Source organism: Microbacterium sp. zg.B48 (assembly GCF_024623505.1).
Lineage (GTDB): Bacteria > Actinomycetota > Actinomycetes > Actinomycetales > Microbacteriaceae > Microbacterium.
This window is the reverse complement of sequence record NZ_JANJFE010000015.1, coordinates 26,022-46,673: the sequence shown is the minus strand read 5'-3', so window position 1 is coordinate 46,673 and position 20,652 is coordinate 26,022. Positions and strand designations below refer to the sequence as shown.

The window sequence follows — 20,652 nt, the reverse complement described above, 5'->3', positions numbered from 1 at the left end:
CGATCGGAACGGTCGTGGCAGAACTCGTAGGGAACAGGTCCTGGGGAGCGTGGCGACCAAGCGCAACTTCGAGCTGGGGGATCTGGGATACGTCTCGCATCTCCTTTCTCGTGCACGGAAGGCGAACCGGTTTCGATGCGCCGACCTCTGCCGGCGACTCTCATATGCGAATCTCATAGCGAGGATTGCGGATGATGATGGGAACGAGGTCGTAGAGGTCGCTCCTCGGCCGGCTGGCTGGTCATTGTCGAATGCGGGCGCGACGCTGCCGCGCCACGCCTTGGCGATCAGAACGCCCCGACGTTGTGGCGCAGCGGACCGCGACGATTGCCTTCCTCTAAAGGTAACCGCGCCACGGGCTTCGACGCCGCCGATCCGCGCGTACAGGGTCGGGATGATGCACCTTTGAGCGCGTGCGAGGAAGAGTGCGACTCGGGCCACCGCTCCGAGATGACGTTGCGGTATGCCCCTAGGAGGCAGCTGCGGCGATATCTCTTGCTAGGTACGGTCCCAGAGTCTCGCTGTAGGTGGCACTGATGTGCGAGATGTCGTCGCGGTACACGATCACATTGCCGATGACGGCCGGGCAGGTTTGCCCGCAGAAGTACTGACGGGTGTCCACGAGTGCTGCTCCCTCGACCCGCGCCACGGCTTGCATCAAGGCGTCCTGGACACGGTAAGCAGCTGCGGTTGGGATCTGACAGTCATTGCTCGCGAGGTCGAAGTTCAGGCGGGTCACGCACGCGACGGCTTCAGATGCGGACCCTGGGACGTCTGCGACCGCGACAATGCGGGCACCCGTCGCAGCAACGGGCGTCCAAGCGTCTGCGAACGACCTCGCCTGCTGTTCCTTGTTCGTTGAACCGCTACCCCTATACGCGGAGGTGATCACAATGTCGAAGTCGCCGGCAACAAGCGCCTGCTGTATCTGTGGCATCGAGGGACAACTGTCAGTTGCGGACCAGATGCATCCCGCGCCAACGAATGTCGTTAAGTTCCATCCCTGCTCGCCGACCTGATTGGCAAGACCGGGGAGCAAGGAGGCGGCGTGGCTATCGCCCACCACAGCCACTTTCGTCTCCGCCGAAGCGTTCCCGTATGTGCAGGACTTCATCGGCTGTTCGGTGTTCGGGAAGCACGAATACGAGTTGCCAGTGTCCTCGGTGAGCGCGTCGATGGAGGGTAAGATTTGGGTGCCTAGGTTCTGGTCGCAATTGGCTGCGGTGTCTAACGACGCCGCACCGAGGCACAGCGGTAGTTTCTCCTCATTCGTGGGCCCGTCGCCGAATTCGAAGGACGGAACGACGTAGTCGGCCACGGCGGGATTGTTCGGCGGTTGCAGAGCGAGGCTGGCCAAGACGGTGGTCATCACAGCCAGGACGCCGAGCCAACCCCAACTGACTGCCTTCCGCTCCGTCGCGCGCGGTGAGTGGTGCTTTGATCCGTGCGGTCGCTTCTCCAACCAGAAGGATCTGCGGATGGGGTCCTCGACAAGGTGGTAGCTCGCCACCGATAGCACGACTGTTAGCGGGAGGGCGACGGCCACGTACTGGAAGCTCTGACCGGGTAGCACGGTCAAGAGCGTGATGAGGACCGGAAAGTGCCAGAGGTACAGCGAATACGAGATGTTGCCGGTGTAGTTGGTGACGGGATTCGTCAGCGGCCATAGGTGCCGCTGCTCGCCGCCGGTTCCGGCAGCGATGACCAAGGCGGTGGAGAGCACCGGCAGCGCCGCCCAGGGCGCCGGAAATCCGTTCGAGTCGGGAACGATGAAGAACGCAACGAGGATACCGGCGAGCCCCGCCCACCCTCCAGCAGTGCGCGCCCACAGGGGCATAGCCGTTAGCCGGGGAGCGACAAGCGCGACCATCGCCCCTACACCAAGCTCCCATGCGCGCCCCAGCGTCGAGAAGTACGCCCATGTGGGGTTGGTCGTGGTCTCCCACATGGCCCACGCGAAGGACCCCACGGAAACCACGACGATCGCAACGCCGACGATCTGGCGCCCCGTAGCCTCCCCGCCGTTGGCCCGTCTCGCTGCAGTCCAGAGGATGAACACCATCAGCCACGGCCACACAAAGTAAAACTGTTCCTCCACCGCGAGAGACCAGTAGTGCTGCAGCGGCGAAATCGGACCGCCGAACTGGAAGTAGTCCGTGCCGGCAGCGGCGAAGTGCCAGTTCGCGGCGAAAAAGGTAGCCCAGACGCCGTCCTGGAAGGTTTCGATGAGACGGGGCGTCGTGAACAGGAAGTATGCCGCAACAACGGTGGCCACAATGACCAGAAGCGCGAGCGGCATGATGCGCTTCACTCGCCTGCGGTAGAAGTCCACAAAAGAAATCCGCCCAGATCGCTGGTATTCACGGAGCAATAGACCAGTGATCAGGAATCCGGAGATAACGAAAAAGACGTCGACTCCGACGAAGCCGCCACCGGGCCAACCGGTTAGATGGTCGACGATCACCGCGAGAACAGCAAGGGCACGCAGGCCTTGAATGTCGGGACGAAAGGTCTTCTTCTTCACGCGCTGGAGTGCGCTCTGACCGACTGCAGCCCCTGATGGCATGCGACCCCCAATTCGATGACCCGATGGGAATCCTACGCGGCGCGCGTCACACCCAGGTATCGGCCCAATCTTGTTCAGATTGGTTCGGTCCACGTGCCATTTCGCCTGCGCCCGGCGCGTGGGTTCGACAGAGGCATATACCCGGTTGGGAGCCACCGCACACGATCGCGGACGGGAGTGCATCGCTCGGATCCAGATCACCTGGTCCGTCTGGACGCGCGGATTGAGGAAATCACATTCCCCCGCTCTGACGCGATCTACCTCCGGATTCCTGCGGGGCTCCCGCCCTCGTACGGATCGCCCTCACGCTTTCTTGCTCAGTCGCGCATGACCCGACGCCAAAGGGACCGTGTTTGTGCACTCGCAGCGTTGCCGGTCGGGTGCTCGACGGCACGCCGGCGGAAGAGCTGCTGCGCCGCGCTCGCCAGGTGCGGGACGCGCCTTGACCCGGTCGGTGCTGAGGAGCTATTACAGCGTCGGCACAAGGCGCGGTCGATGGACCGATTGGAACGGTAGCTTCGCCGCTGAAAATGAAGTTAGAGGGAGCCCCGTTAGCGGTACTCGGTGGGGAGGACGTGGCATTGGGTCCCTAGAGGAGCTAGCAGAGCGGTGGCCGGGAGGGGACCGGCCACGCGACCGCGCTGCCGACGACCAGAGCGCCCGCCAGCAGTGCGACCGGCCCATCTCTGTCTCCAACCCAATTGGCGCGTCCGCCGGCACCGGCAACTCTCGTAGGTCGTGCTGCGCCACGTCTGGATGTGCGGCGCTTCCGCCACAGCATCCGTCCGTGGCGAGGCCTTCGCCGGCTAGTCACGTGATTCGGCGCATTGCTTGCGTCACCCACGAACGGTTCAGGTCGCCTGACACTATGCTCCGAGCATGTCTCGCACACCCCGTGAGCTCGACCTCGCCGCGCAGCCATCGTGGGGTCGGCGTCTGGCCGGCATCGAAGGCATCCGCGGCATCGCAGCTCTGCTCGTCGTGGCGCATCACACCACCCGTTATCTCACCGACGGGCGAAGCGCAGTGGGTGGCGTCTTCAGCCTCACCGAGATGGCGCAGCACGGGCTCACGGTCTTCTTCGTGCTGTCCGGCTTTCTGCTGTACCGGCCGTTCGTGTACTCGCTCATCGCGGGGCGCCCCGCCCCCACCATCGGCGGCTATCTGCGGAACCGGATGCTGCGCATCCTGCCCGCGTACATCGTGATCTTCTTGCTCGCCAACTTCGTTCTGCAGACTCTGCTGACCGAGAACGCGCTCACCGCCACCCTCAACGGCAACCCGCCTCCGGTCGGGATGATCACCGACCCGTGGACGTTCGTCGCCAATCTCTCGCTGCTGCAGAGCTTCTTTCCCGGCACGATCATGACCGGAATCGGCCCGGCCTGGTCGCTCGGCGCGGAACTGCTGTTCTATCTGCTGCTGCCGGCGCTGTTCGCGCTGGGCAGCTTTCTGGTCGCCAAGGGATGGAAGCCGGTGCAGGCGGCACTGGCCCCGGTCTGGTTGATGGTGATCGTCGGAGTGGCCACCTCGGTCATCGTCCTGGTCCTGGTGGCCGGACAGTCACCGGCCGGTCAGCTGGAAGCCCTGTGGGGATCGACCTGGCTCGCGGTCCTGGACCGCAGCGTCCTTGCCCAGGCCGAGCTCTTCGGCTTCGGAATGGGCGTCGCTGCCCTCGTCGTCTGGCTGGAACAGCGCGGCGTCGTGCGCACCCGCTCATGGATGCGATACGGCGGTCTCGCGCTCGGGCTCGTGTTCGCGTTCGTCGGCGCCCGATACGGCGGACCCATCGCGACGACCCTCGTCGGCGTGAGTGCCGCGGCGGTGGTGTTGGTCGTCGTTCTGCCAGGCCGAGCGGACCACTCGGCAAACGGCGCGGCACGGGTTCTGGAGTGGTTGCCTCTCCGTTACCTGGGACTCATCTCTTACAGCGTGTATCTGTGGCACGAGCCGGTCGCGTGGTGGGTTCGCGTGCACGTGCCGCACGACGGCACCTCTGTGTCCGGCTGGGCGCTGAGCCTGGCGACGGTGACGGCGATCTCGGTCGCGCTCGCTTCGTTCACGTACTTCTTCGTCGAACGCCCGGCGATGCGGCGCAAGTCGCGCACCGACCGCACCACTCCGCGACCGGTTGGACACCTCGACGCGGGGGAGGGCCTGCGCCCCGCGCGGTGAGGGCAGCATCCGCCGTTGAGGGCAGCATCCGTTGTTCGGTGAGGGCAGCTAGAACGAATCCCGTGCGCGGGACTCGGTGGGCACGACGTGACGCTGGGGTGCTGAGAAGAGCCAGTTGAGCGGTGGCCAGACGCGGATCAGCCACACGACTGCGGTGCTGACGAGCAGTCCCGCTACCGTGCCGGCGAGCAGTGCGACCCACCCGTTGCCCGTTGCGGCGCCGATCGCGACCCCGATGCTGGTCGGCCACCAATGCACGATGTAGAAGACGAGACTGTCACGACCGACGAACCGCAGCGGCCGCAGCACACCGGCGCTGCCGATCCGCCGCGCGGCCAGGATGGCCAAGCCGATGCCGGCGGCGGCGAACGGCGCTGAGAGCGCCGTATAGCGCAACCCGGTGCCGACGACGACAGCCGCCACCGTGCCGACCGACACCGCCGCGCAGACCCAGAGGACCCACCGCCGTGACAAGACCCGATTCAGCGTTCCCGGATGCTGCGACATCCAGACGCCGAGAAGGAAGAACACCAGCAGAAAGAGGAACCGCCGCACGCTGAACTCAGGCACGAGGGCGGCCGCAACCAGAGCTGCCGCGGCGATCCACAGCGGTGAGATGCGGGTGATCGCCAGCGCGATCACATAGAAGAGGAACAGGTCGTAGAGGAACCAGAGGTGCTCGAGCGGGTCGTACAGCACCCGGAGTGGTTCCCACGCCGTCACCGGGGCGGGGGTGGCGCCCCCGACGAGACCATCGCGGATGCCCCACAGGTAGAGCAGCACGAGCGCGATGGCGGACCAGACGAGGTAGGGATACAGCACGCGTCGGGCCTTGCCGCCGAGGTAGACCTTCCAGCCGCGTGCCAGGGACGGCGCGACCAGCAGGCCCGACAGGAACACCATCAGCGGCATTCGGATCGGCGCGAAGACCTGATTCAGAGCCCACGCGATCTCGGGCGACCCGGTCGGCACGGAGCTCGCGAACAGGATCGCGTGGTTGAACACGACGAGCACGATCGAGGTGCCCCGAAGCACGTCCATCCACTCGATGCGGGATGCCGGGGCGTCTGTCATTGCGTAAGCATGCCAGTCGCGTGTTACGGATGATCGCCGATTCTCGGGCAGGGCTGTGTGTGGGGCTTGCGCGGGGGTTGTGCGCTGGGCGCGCGGGTAGGTGCGGCGGGTGGATGCGGTGGTGGTGGGCGCTGGATGTGGGGCGGGGGTGGTGGGCGCTGGATGTGGGGCGGGGGTGGGCGCTGGCTGCGGGGCGAGTGGGCGGGGGATACGCCGCGGTCGTGCGATGGCTGCACGGCGTGTGCCCGGTCGATGCGCGGCCATTCCTCCACAGCATCCCGGGCGGTGTTGTTGTTCACAATGGGGTGCGACCTATCTCGGAATGTCAGGGGCCGATGTCACCATGAACTATGGCGTTTTTGTCCGAGCTTCAGGGTCACCTCGACTCGCTTCGTGCGCAGTTCGGGCAGGACTTCGAGCTCGGCGAGCTGTCCGGATTGCTCCGTCGCGCGGACAGCCAGCAGGCGCTGTCGTTCGTGGCGACGGCGGCTGCGCTCAACAACGGAGTGGAGAACCTGATGGCCGTCGGCGCCGGAGTCCTCGCCGAACGGTCGACCCGCGACCTCGGTCACTCCGGTGTCGCGGCGGTGCACGGGCACAGCACTCCAGTTGCGTTGATCCAGTCGATCACCGGTGGCACGAAGGCGGATGCCGCACGCGCAGTGCGCGTCGGCCAGGCGCTGCTGGAGGGCGAGCCGACGGTGGCGCCGGCATCCGATGCGGCCGAGACGGCGCCTCGCTCGCTGACGGCTGGTGGGCCGTGGCATCAGCCGCTGCGCGCGGCGATGCTGAGCGGACGGATCACGCCGGCGCAGCACGACGCGATTCGCCGCGGGCTGGGGGAGCCGCCGCTCGAGACCGCCGACGCCTCCGATGACGTGGTGCGCGAGGTGTGGTCGTGCGCGGCCGAGCAGCTGCTGACCGAAATCGACGGGATGCCGGTGGAAGAGCTGCTGCGCCGCGCTCGCCAGGTGCGGGACGCACTGGACCCGGTCGGCGCGGAGGAGCGCTTCGCGCGTCGGTACGAGGGCCGGTCGATCCGCCGGTGGACCGACCAGGACGGTGTGCACCGGGCGAGCATCATCTTCGAGGACGAAGGGTGGGCCTGGGTCGATGCGATCTGGGATTCCGCACTGCGGCCGCGACGGGGTGGTCCGCGGTTCGTGGATTCGGATGCCGCGGCAGCCGCCGACGCTCTGCTCAAGGATCCGCGGACGGACGAGCAGCTCGCCTACGACCTGATGCTGGACCTGTGGAGGGCCGGCGCGCTCGCGTCGGCGAGCGATGTGTTCGGCGCGCGGCAGCCCGGGGTGCGCATGGTCGTGGTCAAGGACGCGATCGGACCCCGCGATGCCTTCGGTCGGATGGTCGCGACCGGGCACTTCGAGGATCGGGGCGACGCGGTTCCCGGGTCGGTCATCGACCGGGCGCTCTGCGATGTCGGGGCGCAGGAGATCATCTTCGACCGGCAGGGGAATCCGCTGAAGCTCGGTCGCGAACAGCGCCTGTACTCGGCGCGTCAGCGGATCGCGCTGGCGGTTCGCGACGGTGGATGCATGTTCCCCGGATGCTGCGTCCCCGCCTCGTACTGCGAAGCGCACCATTGCGATCACTGGCAGGAGCATGAGGGTCGCACGGACGTGGACCGCGGCATCCTGCTGTGTCGGTTCCATCACATGCTGCTTCACAACAACGGATGGCGGATCACGCGCGCGGATCTCGGAGCTTTCGTTCTGCATCCACCGCCCGGGCGGGGTGATCCGGTCGCGCTGAAGACGAAGTCGCCGATCGCGTGGGCGTGGGATCCGCCGCCGACCGAAAGGCGAGGCTGGCGGGCGGCGTGAGTAGGGGATAGGACGAGCGCGGTGGGCGGGACGGTGCTGGCGGCGCCCGGCGTGCACGGGGGCTCGTGGAGCGCGGCGAGCGCGGGACAGGCGGCGCCCGGGCACCGCGCGCGTGCCCGGGCGGGGCAGATTGACAGCGAGCGAGGCGCGACACCCCAGAAGCCTCGCCTCGCTCGCTGGCCCAGTGACCGTCACCCGAAGCTCCATACGGAAGCAGCGTCGGCCCGGACCGTTGTCCGGGCTCGACGAAAGCACCGCCGGAGCCTCGCTCGATGTGCACGGTCAGATCTCCGCGGATACCGGTCAACCCACCGCCGGTCCGCGATCAACAGATGGCGGGACATCCGCCCGGGCGGGGACAGCAAACCCACCGACAACGACAACCCCCGGACCACCGCGCGCAACCCCAGCCGAGCGCGACCACAGAACGGTCATCGATTCCCCCAAACTTCCGACGCACCCCCGCGCGTCGGAACCCCCGCAGCGACCCCAGTACCGCCATCGAACACAGCGTGAACCTCGCGCGGACCCGAGTCAAGGGACCAAAGGCCCATCGGGTGTTCGGCCGCGGCATCCCGACGGCGAAGGCCAGGCAGAAGGCAGCTCAGGACAGGTTCGCGAAAGCCCAGCCGTCCAGCTCGGCCTCACGTTCGGCGTCGTCCCGCAGCGCAACCGACACACGCACCACCGACACGGCGATCGCCGACGCGACCAGCAATCCGAGCACGGCGGGTATCACGATCGGGCTAAACCCACCTATCTGGCGAAAACCACTCGAATCCATCATCGGTGCCTGGATCTCTCGTCATCCGCGGACGCAGCGGCAACCGCGTCATCGCGGGCCGTGCTGCGAGACTAGTCCAGCACCCCGACTTTCGGCAGCAGCACCGCTCCGCTTTTCGCAGCGTGTTTGGCCCCGGCGTCCCGATGCCGTAGAATCGACCCTTGGTGCCTGTGCCCTGCTGGCCTCGCACCGCGAACGTGAGCCCTCCACTGGTGCGTTTGGTCCGGCATCCCGAACCAAACCCCCCGGAGCGGGATTCACGAACATCTCCGTTCGAATCAAGAAAGCAGCACTATTGTGACGCGCACGTACACCCCCAAGGCTGGCGAAGCTCAGCGTGAGTGGCTGGTCATCGACGCCACCGACGTCGTTCTCGGCCGGCTGGCAAGCCACGCGGCAGTTCTCCTCCGCGGCAAGCACAAGGCGACCTTCGCCCCCCACATGGACATGGGCGACTTCGTCATCATCATCAACGCCGACAAGGTCGCGCTGACGGGCCAGAAGCTCCAGAAGAAGAAGGCCTACCGCCACTCCGGTTACCCGGGCGGCCTGAAGTCGGTCACGTACGAAGAGCTCCTCGCGAAGAACCCCGAGCGGGCCGTCGAGAAGGCCGTCCGCGGCATGCTCCCGAAGAACAGCCTGGGTGCGCAGCAGCTCTCCAAGCTCAAGGTCTACCGCGGCGCCGAGCACCCCCACGGTGCACAGCAGCCCAAGACCTTCATCCTCGACCAGGTCGCCCAGTAAGCGCCTCCCAGACTGACTAAGGACACACTCGTGGCGAATCTCGAAGAATCCAACGAAAGCAACTTCTCGACCGAGACCCCGGCCGACCAGACCGTCGAGACCGTTGAGCGCCCTGTGCTCAGCGTTCCCGGCGCCGCGGTCGGTCGTCGCAAGCAGGCCATCGCCCGCGTGCGACTGATCCCCGGCTCGGGCACCATCACCGTCAACGGCCGCAAGTTCGAGGACTACTTCCCGAACAAGCTGCACCAGCAGCTGATCACGGACCCGTTCACGGTGCTCAACCTCACCGGCGCGTACGACGTCATCGCGCGCATCTCGGGTGGCGGCGACTCGGGCCAGGCCGGCGCACTGCGCCTCGGCATCGCCCGTTCGCTCAACCAGATCGACGAGGAGAACAACCGCCCGACCCTGAAGAAGGCCGGCTTCCTCTCGCGTGACGCCCGCGTCATCGAGCGCAAGAAGGCCGGTCTCAAGAAGGCCCGCAAGGCTCCTCAGTACTCGAAGCGCTGATCGGTTCTCCGCTCCGCATGCCGCTCTTTGGCACGGACGGGGTGCGGGGGCTGGCCAACGGCCCCCTCACCGCCGATCTCGCACTGACCCTGGCCCAGGCGACTGCTGTCGTCCTGGGCCAGGGGCGTACCGCCGAGGCCCGCAGGGCCGCCGGCAAACGCCTGACCGCGGTCGTCGCCCGCGACCCCCGCGTCTCGGGTGAATTCCTCTCCGCCGCCGTCGCGGCGGGCCTGGCCTCGTCCGGTGTCGACGTCCTCGACGCGGGCGTGCTGCCCACCCCGGCCACCGCCTATCTGATCGCCGACATCGACGCCGACTTCGGCGTGATGGTCTCGGCATCCCACAATCCCGCTCCGGACAACGGCATCAAGATCTTCGCCAGCGGCGGTGTCAAGCTCCCCGACGTGGTCGAGCGACGCATCGAAGCGGCCATGTCGGCACCGAAGCTGCAGCCCACCGGCGCAGGGGTCGGACGCATCCGCCGGTTCGCGGATGCCGAGGACCGCTACGTCGTCCATCTGCTGGCGTCCCTGCCGCACCGCTTGGACGGACTGCACGTCGTGCTGGACTGCGCGCACGGCGCGGCATCCGGAGTCTCGCCCGAGACCTTCCGCGACGCCGGCGCCCGGGTCACCGTCATCGGCGCCGACCCGGACGGCATGAACATCAACGACGGTGTCGGCTCCACGCACCTGGATTCGCTCGCCGCGCACGTGGTGCGCGTGGGCGCCGACGTCGGCATCGCGCACGACGGGGACGCCGACCGCTGCCTGGCCGTGGACGCGCGCGGACGCATCATCGACGGCGACCAGATCATGGCGATCCTCGCCGTCGCGATGAAGAACCGCGGACACCTGGTGAAAGACACCCTCGTCGCGACCGTGATGAGCAACCTCGGCCTGCACCGCGCGATGGCCGACCATGGCATCACCGTCGTGCAGACCGGTGTCGGCGACCGCTACGTGCTCGAGGCGATGGACGCGGGCGGATACTCCCTCGGCGGCGAGCAGTCCGGCCACGTGATCATGAGCGAGTACGCCACCACCGGCGATGGGCTGCTCACAGGGCTGCACCTGATGGCCGAGATGGCCCGCTCCGGCAAGACCCTCGCCGAGCTCGCGTCCGTGATGACGGTGTACCCGCAGGTGCTCGTGAACGTGCGCGGCGTGGATCGCACGCTCGCCGCGACCGACTCGGGCGTGGCGGATGCCGTGGCCCTGGTCGCCGCGGAACTCGGCGACTCCGGACGCGTGCTGCTGCGCCCCTCGGGCACCGAGGAGATGGTGCGCGTGATGGTGGAGGCCGCCTCCGCGGAGGTCGCATCCGAGTACGCGGAACAGCTTGCCGACGTGGTCCGGGAGCGGCTCGCGCTGTAGCTGCTGCTTGCCCCCTTCGCCGTTCGCGTTTCGCCTTTCGCCGAGCGCACGGGTTAGCGCCGAGTGCACGGGTTGTGCGCGCGGACACGTCGTACGTTCGGCGCGACGTCGTGCACTCGCGGGCAGGTCGGCGCGGCAGGTCGGGCGCCCGCGGGCGGGTCGTGCGCCCGCGGGCGGGGTCGGGCGCTCGCGGGCGGAGTCAGGGCTCGGATGCCGCGTCCCGCCGACCTGTTCGCCGAGCGCACGGGTTAGCGCCGAGTGCACGGGTTCTGCGCGCGGACACGTCGTACGTTCGACGCGAAGTCGTGCGCTCGGGGCTGGCGCGGGCGCGGCGGGGTCGTGCACTCGCGGGCGGGGTCAGGGCGCGGATACCGCGTCCCGCCGCGCTCTTCGCCGAGTGCGCGGGTTAGCGCCGAGTGCACGGGTTGTGCGCGCGGACACGTCGTACGCTCGACGCGAAGTCGTGCACTCGGCGCGACGTCACCCGCGGCAACGTCAGGGCTCGGATGCCGCGTCCCGCCGACGCAGCACCTCCATCCCGACGTACAGGGCCACGTAGCCCACGAACGCGATGCCCACGAGCGCGAGAAAACCGGGAGTCGCGGGACGGTCCCAGTGCAGCGCGTCGCGGCCCGCGAACAGCGAGCATCCGATCGCGATCAGGCTCACGATCTGCGCCTGGAAGACGATCCGAAACGAACTCCACCGGGTGTCGCGCAGGAACCACAGCGACACCACACCCGGCAGCGACAGCACCGCGCCGAGCACCCGCGCGGTCAGCGGGGTCACATCCCACGCCCACAGCGGGATCACGATGTTCGGGACCAGGAACAGCACCGCGCCGGTCATCAGCGACGCCAGGCCGACGACGACCATGATGCCGCGCACCACGATCGGCACCCGCGCATCCGATGACTCGGGCTCGCCGTCGTCGCGGCCGCGCTGCAGCCACCACACCCACGCGGTCAGGAACGGCGTCGTCAGGTACAGCACGAACCAGGTGTAGAACGACACGTTCTGCGAGAACCGGTCCAGGTGCAGCAGCGTCGCGACCAGCAGAGCGCTGGTGAAGACGATCACCGGCGGATACGCGACCACCACCCGATGCCACCGCCGCGTCCGCACGATCCGGGCGAAGACCCAGATGCCCCCGACGTATGCGGAGGCCAGCAGATACGCGCTCAGCGGCGGGGCGATCGGCCACGCGAACAGCTCGCCGGTGCGGTCCGGGAACACGGACAGCAGGATGACCGCGACGATCAGGAACGGCAGCAGGAGCAGGGCGACGATCCGCGTGATCCGCAGCACCCGGTCATCGCGCACCCGGGCGGGGCGGACCGGCTCAGCGTCGGTCTGTGACACGGGCGACGACCTCCGAGACGGGCAGGGACGCGCCCTCTTGCATTGCGGCATCCAGAACCGGTCCTTCACCGAACTCGCGGAGCGCGTCGACGAGCGGACCGTAGAAAGCCAGGCCGCCCGGGTTCACCAGGCCGGTGTGCCGGCGCAGGCGCTGCGCGGCGCCGACCAGGAGTCCGGTCTGCTCGGCGTTGCGCTGCGCGGCGCGGACCGCCGCGAGCCCCTCGAGCCCGTAGGTGATGCCTTCGTCGTGGCGCATCGCCATCGAGGTGTCCAGGGCCTCGGCGAAGTCGCTCTCGGCGCCGTCCAGATCGCCGCGGAGGAACCTCGGCCAGGCGCGGTGATGCTGCGCGATGACCACCCCCAGCGTCTCGCCCGCCGACGAGGCCAACGCGAGGCTCTCGTCGAATCGCTGCGCTGCGGCAGCGACATCCTGCGACGCCATGTCGATCCGGCCGAGCGTGACCAGGATCATCGCCTGCCCCCAGCGGTCGCCGGCACCCCGGAACCCGGCCAGTCCCTTTTCCAGGGCGGCGCGACCGGACGCGAGGTCCGGGCCGGTCGGGGCGGACAGATACGCCAGGCCGATCGAGACCTGCGTCAGGGCCGCGCTCTCGGGCTCCCCGCACTTCTCGAACAGCTCCGCCGCGCGCCGCAGCCCGGGCAGCACATCGACGTCGGGATCCTGCCAGTACGTCACCGCGCGGGTGAAGTACAGCGCGATCGCCTCGGTGCGGGTGCTCAGCTCGATCCCGTCGCGGTCGGCACGCTCGAGCAGCTCGGCCATCCAGTCGTGGACGACTCCGAGGAGTCCCGCGATCCACACGTACAGGTACAGCGACCAGGCGAAATCGGCGGCGTCATCCAGGCGCGCGGTGTCCAGCAGGTGACGCACGATCGCGGCGAGGTTCTCGCGTTCGGCATCCAATTCGCGGATCACCGCCACCTGCTCGGCGGTGCGCATGCGCACCGCCGCGTCGTGGGCGACGGCAATGTAGTGGGCCACCCAGCGATCCTGCGCCGCCGCGACGGCATCGGCCGCCTCGGGCGCCTGCGCGCGCTCGCGTGCGAAGGCGCGGACCAGCGCCAGCATCCCGAACACCTGCACGCCGTCGCGTTCGTGCTGCCAGAGCAGGCTGGTGTCCACCAGCGCCTCCATCGCCGCGACCGCCCCGTCCCCGAGGACGTCCGCGGCCGCGGCGAAGGTGAACGGGCCGGAGAACACCGAGAGCGACTCGAAGGCCGCGATCGCCTCTGCATCCAGCAGCCGGACGCTCCACTCGATCGTGCTGCGCACGGTCTGCTGCCGTTCGGGCAGGTCGCGGGCGCCGCCGACCAGCAGGCTCAGCGCGGAATCCAGCCGCTTGAGGATCTCCCGCGGGGGCATCGTCCGGGTGCGCGCCGCGGCCAGTTCGATCGCGAGCGGCACTCCGTCCAGCGCCCGGACGATCCCCGCGACGGCCGGCGCCTGGTCCGGAGTGAGGCGGAAGGTGGGGCTGATCGCGGTGGCCCGCTCGACGAACAGGGCGACGGCGCTGGCGTCCGCGGCATCCGTGGATGACGCATCCGGGTCAGGAAGGCTGAGCGGGCCGAGTTCGAAGGTCCGCTCGGCCCGCACCCGCAGCGGGGAGCGGCTGGTCACCAGCAGCTGCAGGCGCGGCAGCTGGGTGATCAGGCGGACCAGGTCGCCGGTGGCGTCGAGCAGGTGCTCCATGTTGTCCACGACCAGCAGCATGTCGCGGCCGGCCAGGGCGGTGACGAGCTTGGTCTCGACGCGCTCCTCGCCGGTCTCGCGCACGCCGGCGGCCCGCGCGATCATGCTCAGCACGCGGTCGGGAGAGATGACCGTCTCGAGCATCGTGAAGGCGACCTCGCGGCCGCTCGCCGCAACCGCGCCGGCGACCTCGATGGCCAGGCGGGACTTGCCGATCCCGCCCGGGCCGACGATGGTCACCATGCGCACGCCGGGGGAGTCCAGCAGCTCGAGCAGCTGCTGCTGCTCGGCGGCGCGACCGACCAGCTTGGTGAACGGGGCCGGGATGCCGCGGCCGGACTCCACCTGCACGGCCGCCGGTGCGGCCCGCGACGCGTCGAAGCGGTCCGCGAGCAGGGTGGCCAGGTCGGCGACGATCAGCTGCGCGAGCTCGGCGGGCGTCTCGAAGCTGCGGTACGAACTCGTGTCGTCGCTGCGGATACGATCGAGCAGCTCCGCCAGCTTCGGGTCGCGGTCGGGGGCGGGGCTTTTGATGTAGATCAGGTGGGGCAGGTCGCCGGAGAGCAGGTACTCGTCCTCGAGCCCGGAGATCTGCTCGTCGGGCGAGGTCCACCCGTAGCTCTGCCAGTAGAGGCCGATGAAGATGTCGCTCTGCGCGAGGTAGGCGCGGTAGAGGGACCGGGGCGGGTGCGGCCGCGCGCCCAATTCGAACATGACCGGGGCCAGGTGAAGTGACTCGATCGCGGCACGCGCGGCTTCGCGCTCGGGCTCGAGTTCTCGGAGAGTGGAGCTGAGGAACACCCGGATGCGCTGGTCGGGAGTGCGGATCGACGCCGCAGGAGCGTCCATACCTGAAGTGTGGCGCAGGTGGGTCCGTTGCGCCAGAGTTCAGCACGGGTGGGGCGTGGGTGGGCGGCGTGTGGGGGCGGATGCCGCGGGTTGGGGGCGCCGGCGTGGTGGCGGGGTGGGCAGCGGGTGGGGGTCTGCAGGCGGCGTGTGGCGGGGTGGGTAGCGGGTGACGCGGGCTGGGGCGCAGGCTCAGGCGGCCGGGGCGCTCCAGGACAGGGACTCGATGTACCGCAGCAGCACGCCCTCGCGCAGTGCCCACGGCGAGACCTCGAGCTCCTCGACGTCGAGCGCGGTCATCGCGGTGTGCAGCACGACCGCCGCGGCGACGATCTGGAAGGTGCGGTCCGGAGTGATCCCCGGCAGCTCCTGCCGCGCGAGCGCGGGGATGCGCGCCAGCCGCGGAATCCAGGCGCCGAGCGCGGCCCGAGGCAACAGCATCCGCTCGATGCTGGACCAGCCTGGAACCGGACGGCCCGCGAGTTTCGCCAGCGAGCGGATCGCCTTCGACGAGCCGACGAACCGGTCGGGGCGCGGCTGCGCGCGGAACGTGTCGAGCACCGGCGCCAGGGTCTGCGCCGCGTGCGCCCGCAGCCGCTCGACCGCGGCTTCGCCGGGCGGGTCGTCGGGCAGGAACTGCACGGTCATGCGGCCTGCGCCGAGCGGGACGGATGCCGCGGCGTCGGGCAGCTCCTCGGATCCGGCTGCGATCTCGAGCGAGCCGCCGCCGATGTCCAGGAGCAGGATCTGTCCGGCCGCCCAGCCCATCCAGCGCCGGACGGCGAGGTAGGTGAACCGGGCCTCGGTCTCGCCGGCCAGCACCTGCAGCGGCTGGCCCAGCGCTGCCTCGATGCGGGCGATGACAGCGGCGCCGTTCTCGGCCTCGCGGACCGCGGAGGTCGCGGTGGCGAGCAGCTCGTCGACCCGCTCGGTCGCCGCGACCGCGCGGGCTTCGCGCACCGCCTGCTCGAGGGCGACGATGCCCTCCTCGGTGATCGATCCGTCCGGGGCGAGGTAGCGCATCAGCCGCAGGATCGTGCGTTGGCTCGTCGTCGCGAGCGGACGCCCTCCCGGTCGCACATCGGCAACGAGCAGGTGGACGGTGTTCGAGCCGATATCGAGGACTCCGAGGCGCACGGGGGAAAGCGTAGCGTGGCGCGGCGCCCGGCCCGCGCGGCCTCCGCCCCGCGGACTCCGCCCCTGCTGCCGAGGGTGCACGTTGCCGCTGCCGAGGGTGCGTGGCGTGGCTGTCGAGAGTGCACGTTGCCGCTGTCGAGAGTGGGTGGCATGGCTGTCGAGAGTGCACGTTGCCGCTGCCAAGGGTGCTCGTTGCCGCAGCCGAAGGCCATGCCGATATTCGAATCTCGTCATCCGCGCAAGAAGCTCCCGAAGTGGCGGCGTGCATCCCCGCCGACAGGGACCTGCACTCTCGCGAGCGGGGATGTGCACCCTAGCGAGCCGGGACGTGCACTCTCGGCAACGACAACGTGCACTCTCGCGAGCGAGGACGTGCACTCTCGCGAGCGGGGACGTGCACTCTCGCCCGCGGGGACGTGCACTCTCGCGAGCAGGGACGAGCAGGGGCGAGCGAGCGAGGGGGCGGGGCGCGGTATGGATACGATGTTCGGGATGCCCGCCGACGACACCGCCCCCGCACCGACCGCCTCCGTGTCGGGCTCTGCGGCGACGGACGGATTCTCGCTCTACCGCGAGATCGACCGCGGGGACTGGTCGCGACTGGCCTCGGGCACGCCGCAGCCGCTGACCGAGACCGAGATCGTGCAGATCCGCGGCATCGGCGACATGCTGGACCTCGCCGAAGTGCGCGAGGTGTACCTGCCGCTCAGCCGGCTGCTGAGCCTGTACGCCAACGCGACCAAGCGGCTCGGCGCCGACACGAGCACGTTCCTCGGCGAGCCCGACACGACCACGCCGTTCGTCGTGGCCGTGGCCGGATCCGTCGCGGTCGGAAAGTCCACCATCGCCCGACTGCTGCGCGAGCTGATGAGCCGCTGGCCCGGCACGCCGCGGGTGGAGCTGGTCACCACCGACGGGTTCCTGTATCCCAACGCCGAGCTCGAGCGCCGCGGGCTGATGGCGCGCAAAGGCTTCCCCGAGTCCTACGACCGCCGCGCCCTCGTCAGCTTCCTCACCGACGTCAAGAGCGGGGCGCCCGAAGCGCGCGCGCCGTTCTACTCGCACATGCGGTACGACATCGTCCCCGACGCCCACGTCACCGTGCGGCGCCCCGACGTCGTGATCGTCGAGGGGCTCAACGTGCTGCAGCCCTCACCCTCCCCGAGCGACATCGCGGTCAGCGAGCTGTTCGACTTCTCCATCTACGTGGATGCCGAGACCGACCACATCGCCTCCTGGTTCGTGGACCGGTTCCTGGCGCTGCGCCGCAGCGCGTTCGCGAACCCCAGTTCGTTCTTCAACGTCTTCTCGCACCTGTCCGACGGCGAAGCCGTGCAGACCGCGATGGGGTTTTGGAACGACATCAACCTGCCGAACCTCGAGGAGAACGTGCTGCCCACCAAGCACCAGGCGACGCTGGTGCTGGAGAAGGGCGCGACGCACACGGTCGAGCGGGTCCTGCTGCGCAAGCTGTAGCCGGTCACCCGACTCACACCTCCGGACGCAGGATGCCGTCGGTCTCGATGTAGCGCTCGCCGGTGTCCGGGCACACCCACGCGCCGGCCTCCGCCCGAAGCGGCTTGCCCGCACGGCCCACCCAGCCGATGCGGCGGGCCGGCACGCCGACGACCAGCGCGTACTCCGGCACGTCCTTGGTCACCACCGCACCGGCCGCGACCAGCGCCCAGGCTCCGACCCGCACCGGCGCGACGCACACCGCGCGCGCGCCGATGGAGGCGCCGTCACCGATCAGCACGCCGACCGGGTGCCAGTCGCCCTCGGTCTTGACCGTGAGATCCAGGTTCGCCGCCCGCGGGAACTCATCGTTGGTGAGCACCGCGGCCGGGCCGATGAACACCCCGTCGCCGAGCACGGCCGGCTCGTACACCAGCGAATAGTTCTGCAGCTTGCAGGAATCGCCGATCCGGACTCCGGGTCCGACGTAGGCGCCGCGACCGAGGTTGCAGTCCGCGCCGAGCACGGCGTCCTCGCGCACCTGGGCCAGGTGCCACACGCGTGTCCCCGGGCCGAGCGACGCGGAATCGGCGACGTCGGCGGAGGCCGCGACGAAGGGGGTGCGGGGGTCGGTCATCGGCATCCCTTCGGAAAGTGCGGTCCAGGCATTGCTTCGCCATGACCGCATAACGTTATACTGCACGCGGGGATATCGGCGACTGCGCTTTCTGGGGATCGCGCGCACCGTCGTCGGTAGAAGACACCTGCTGGGGCAGGTGGCCCGGGGAACTGTCACACAGTGCCGCGGGCAGTCTGGGGAAAAATGGGGATTGGGGAATCCGTCGTCCTGAAAGGGACGGCGCAGCCGACGGCAGCCGGCGCTTTCGCGCGTGCGTGCTCTGCCGCCGCCGACCCGATCCTCGGCGTGACCGCGACCGGCCTCACCAGCCGGCGCTTCGTCGCGCATCTGGGGAGATGACTGGGGAGTCGGGGACATCGTGGACCACAGGATGAACATCGCTGTTGTGGGGGCCGGATACTGGGGGCCGAACCTCGCGCGCAATTTCCGCGGCAATGCGGCGTGGAACCTGGCCGGGATCTGCGACCTGGACATCGAGCGGGCGCGCTCGGTCGCGGAGTCGGTGGGCGGCGCCCCGGTCACCGCGCGTCTGGGCGACGTGCTGAACGATCCGCTGATCGATGCGGTCGCCATCGCCACACCCGCGCGCACGCATCACGCGATCGTGATGGCGGCGCTGGAGGCCGGCAAGCACGTGATCGTCGAGAAGCCGCTCGCCGACAGCCGCACCGCCGGACTGGAGATGGTGGAACGCGCCAGCGAGCTGCGTCTGGTCCTGATGGCCGACCACACGTACTGCTACACCCCCGCGGTGCTGAAGATCCGCGACCTGATCGCCGAAGGATTCCTCGGCGAGGTGCTGTTCGTGGACAGCGTGCGCATCAACCTCGGCCTGATCCAGCCCGACGTCGACGTGTTCTGGGACCTCGCGCCGCACGACCTGTCGATCATGGACTTCGTGCTGCCCGGCGGCCTGGACGTGACCAGCGTGTCCGCGCACGGCGCCGACCCGCTGCGCACCGGCAAATCGTGCGTGGGCTATCTGGCGATGCCGCTGAGCGGAGGCGCGATGGCGCACGTGCACGTCAACTGGCTCAGCCCGACCAAGATCCGGCAGATGGTGATCGGCGGCACCAAGCGCACACTGGTGTGGGACGACCTCAACCCGCAGCAGCGGGTCAGCGTCTATGACCGCGGCGTGGACATCGCAGAGGTCTCCAAAGCCACCGCGGTCGACGCGCGCGCCGCGAACATCTCGTATCGCCTCGGCGACACCTGGGCGCCGGCCCTGGACGAGGGCGAGGCGCTGGCCGGTGTGGTCGCCGAGTTCGCCGCGGCCATCCGCGAAGGACGCACCGCGCGCACCAGCGGCGGCGCCGGCCTGCGCGTGCTGTCGGTGCTGGAGGCCGCCACCAGCAGCCTCGAAGCGAGCGGCGCTCCGCAGTCGATGGCCGCGGCATCCATGAAGCTGGAGGTGGCGCGATGACCACTCTGGAGGGCGCGGACATCCTCGTCACCGGCGGCGCCGGGACGGTGGGATCGACGCTGGTCGACCAGCTGCTGGCGGCCGGGGTCGCGCACGTCGACGTGCTGGACAACCTGGTGCGCGGCCGGATCGGCAACCTGGAGGACGCGCTCGCGTCCGGGCGGGTGAGCCTTGTCGAGGGCGACATCCGCGACGCGCAGCTGGTGGATGAGCTCACCGCGGGCAAGGACCTCGTCTACCACCAGGCGGCGATCCGCATCACGCAGTGCGCGGAGGAGCCCAGGCTCGCCCTCGAGGTGCTGGTCGACGGGACCTTCAACGTCGTCGAGTCCGCGGCGCGGCACCGCGCGAAGCTGATCGCGGCCTCGAGCGCCTCGGTGTTCGGCCTCGCCGAGGAGTTCCCGACCTCGGAGCGGCACCACCACCACAACAACGACACCCTGTACGGCGCGGCGAAGTCCTTCAACGAGGGACTGATCCGCAGCTTCCGGGCCATGCACGGCCTGGACTACGTCATCCTGCGGTACTTCAACGTGTACGGTCCGCGCATGGACGTGCACGGCCTGTACACCGAAGTGCTCGTGCGCTGGATGGAGCGCATCGCCGACGGCAAGCCGCCGCTGATCTTCGGCGACGGCCGGCAGACGATGGACTTCATCTGCGTTCCGGACATCGCCCGGGCCAACGTGCTCGCGGCGCAGAGCGACACCGTTGACGGCGACTACAACATCGCGAGCGGCACCGAAACCAGCTTGCTGGACCTTGCGGAGGCACTGCTGCGCGTGATGGGGTCCGAGCTCGGAATCGAGCACGGACCCGAACGCGCCGTCAACGGTGTCCCCCGCCGGCTCGCCGATACCCGCGCCGCCGCGCGCGATCTCGGATTCGAGGCCACGATCGGAATCGACGAGGGACTGCGGATGCTGGTGGAGTGGTGGACGCCGCTGCGCGAGCAGATCGCGGCCGGCCGACTGGTGCGCGCGTGAGCGACCGCATCAGCGT

15 protein-coding genes are annotated in these 20,652 nt (G+C 69.1%); 8 read left to right on the top strand and 7 right to left on the bottom strand.

Annotated elements, in window-relative coordinates:
* Nucleotides 1–469 precede the first annotated feature (469 nt).
* The gene (locus tag NQ152_RS11975) at nt 470–2,524 is read right to left on the bottom strand and encodes an acyltransferase family protein (RefSeq protein WP_257524128.1); all 2,055 of its coding nucleotides are present in this window, start codon (nt 2,522–2,524) and stop codon (nt 470–472) included.
* 921 nt (nt 2,525–3,445) lie between these two features.
* Between NQ152_RS11975 and NQ152_RS11970 the strand changes: the two genes are divergently transcribed.
* Nucleotides 3,446–4,741 (top strand): acyltransferase, encoded by a 1,296-nt coding sequence (locus NQ152_RS11970; protein ID WP_257524127.1) that lies wholly within the window; start codon nt 3,446–3,448, stop codon nt 4,739–4,741.
* Nucleotides 4,742–4,789: 48 nt separating this feature from the next.
* Here NQ152_RS11970 and NQ152_RS11965 read toward each other — a convergent pair whose 3' ends face one another.
* A complete protein-coding gene (locus tag NQ152_RS11965; RefSeq protein ID WP_257524126.1) occupies nt 4,790–5,815 on the bottom strand; it encodes an acyltransferase in 1,026 nt (341 codons plus the stop codon).
* A 350-nt stretch (nt 5,816–6,165) separates the two neighbouring features.
* On the opposite strand from NQ152_RS11965, the gene NQ152_RS11960 reads away from it, so the two are divergent.
* Nucleotides 6,166–7,659, top strand: a complete 1,494-nt coding sequence (locus tag NQ152_RS11960) for an HNH endonuclease signature motif containing protein (RefSeq protein WP_257524125.1) — start codon at nt 6,166–6,168, stop codon at nt 7,657–7,659.
* 604 nt (nt 7,660–8,263) lie between these two features.
* On the opposite strand, the gene NQ152_RS11955 is transcribed toward NQ152_RS11960, so the two are convergent.
* Nucleotides 8,264–8,398 (bottom strand): hypothetical protein, encoded by a 135-nt coding sequence (locus NQ152_RS11955; RefSeq protein ID WP_257524124.1) that lies wholly within the window; start codon nt 8,396–8,398, stop codon nt 8,264–8,266.
* 342 nt (nt 8,399–8,740) lie between these two features.
* Between NQ152_RS11955 and rplM the strand changes: the two genes are divergently transcribed.
* From rplM to glmM, 3 genes are read left to right on the top strand one after another with little or no spacing between them, the layout of a single operon-like run.
* Nucleotides 8,741–9,187 carry a 50S ribosomal protein L13 gene (gene rplM / locus NQ152_RS11950; protein ID WP_257501572.1) on the top strand — a complete coding sequence of 149 codons (447 nt, stop codon included), beginning with the start codon at nt 8,741–8,743 and terminating at the stop codon, nt 9,185–9,187.
* A 30-nt stretch (nt 9,188–9,217) separates the two neighbouring features.
* Complete coding sequence (gene rpsI / locus NQ152_RS11945) at nt 9,218–9,697, top strand: 30S ribosomal protein S9 (protein ID WP_285178036.1); 480 nt, start codon at nt 9,218–9,220, stop codon at nt 9,695–9,697.
* Nucleotides 9,698–9,714: 17 nt separating this feature from the next.
* On the top strand, nt 9,715–11,073 hold the full coding sequence (gene glmM / locus NQ152_RS11940) for a phosphoglucosamine mutase (protein ID WP_257501573.1): 1,359 nt from the start codon (nt 9,715–9,717) through the stop codon (nt 11,071–11,073).
* Nucleotides 11,074–11,568: 495 nt separating this feature from the next.
* On the opposite strand, the gene NQ152_RS11935 is transcribed toward glmM, so the two are convergent.
* The 3 genes from NQ152_RS11935 to NQ152_RS11925 form a co-directional block, all read right to left on the bottom strand.
* On the bottom strand, nt 11,569–12,435 hold the full coding sequence (locus tag NQ152_RS11935) for a hypothetical protein (RefSeq protein WP_257524123.1): 867 nt from the start codon (nt 12,433–12,435) through the stop codon (nt 11,569–11,571).
* Complete coding sequence (locus NQ152_RS11930; protein WP_257524122.1) at nt 12,416–14,995, bottom strand: DUF4062 domain-containing protein; 2,580 nt, start codon at nt 14,993–14,995, stop codon at nt 12,416–12,418. Before NQ152_RS11930 ends, NQ152_RS11935 begins: the two co-directional genes overlap by 20 nt.
* A gap of 189 nt (nt 14,996–15,184) precedes the next feature.
* Nucleotides 15,185–16,129 (bottom strand): Ppx/GppA phosphatase family protein, encoded by a 945-nt coding sequence (locus tag NQ152_RS11925; protein WP_257501576.1) that lies wholly within the window; start codon nt 16,127–16,129, stop codon nt 15,185–15,187.
* 492 nt (nt 16,130–16,621) lie between these two features.
* Here NQ152_RS11925 and coaA point away from each other — a divergent pair, with 492 nt between their 5' ends.
* Nucleotides 16,622–17,605: a type I pantothenate kinase gene (gene coaA, locus NQ152_RS11920; RefSeq protein WP_257524121.1), complete on the top strand. Its 984-nt coding sequence runs from the start codon at nt 16,622–16,624 to the stop codon at nt 17,603–17,605.
* A gap of 13 nt (nt 17,606–17,618) precedes the next feature.
* Here coaA and NQ152_RS11915 read toward each other — a convergent pair whose 3' ends face one another.
* Entirely contained in the window at nt 17,619–18,221 is a 603-nt protein-coding gene (locus NQ152_RS11915; protein ID WP_257501578.1) for an acyltransferase, read from the bottom strand.
* A gap of 373 nt (nt 18,222–18,594) precedes the next feature.
* Between NQ152_RS11915 and NQ152_RS11910 the strand changes: the two genes are divergently transcribed.
* Both NQ152_RS11910 and NQ152_RS11905 read left to right on the top strand, forming a co-directional pair.
* Nucleotides 18,595–19,650 (top strand): Gfo/Idh/MocA family protein, encoded by a 1,056-nt coding sequence (locus NQ152_RS11910; protein WP_257524120.1) that lies wholly within the window; start codon nt 18,595–18,597, stop codon nt 19,648–19,650.
* Entirely contained in the window at nt 19,647–20,636 is a 990-nt protein-coding gene (locus tag NQ152_RS11905; RefSeq protein ID WP_257501580.1) for an NAD-dependent epimerase/dehydratase family protein, read from the top strand. Before NQ152_RS11910 ends, NQ152_RS11905 begins: the two co-directional genes overlap by 4 nt.
* Nucleotides 20,637–20,652 lie beyond the last annotated feature (16 nt).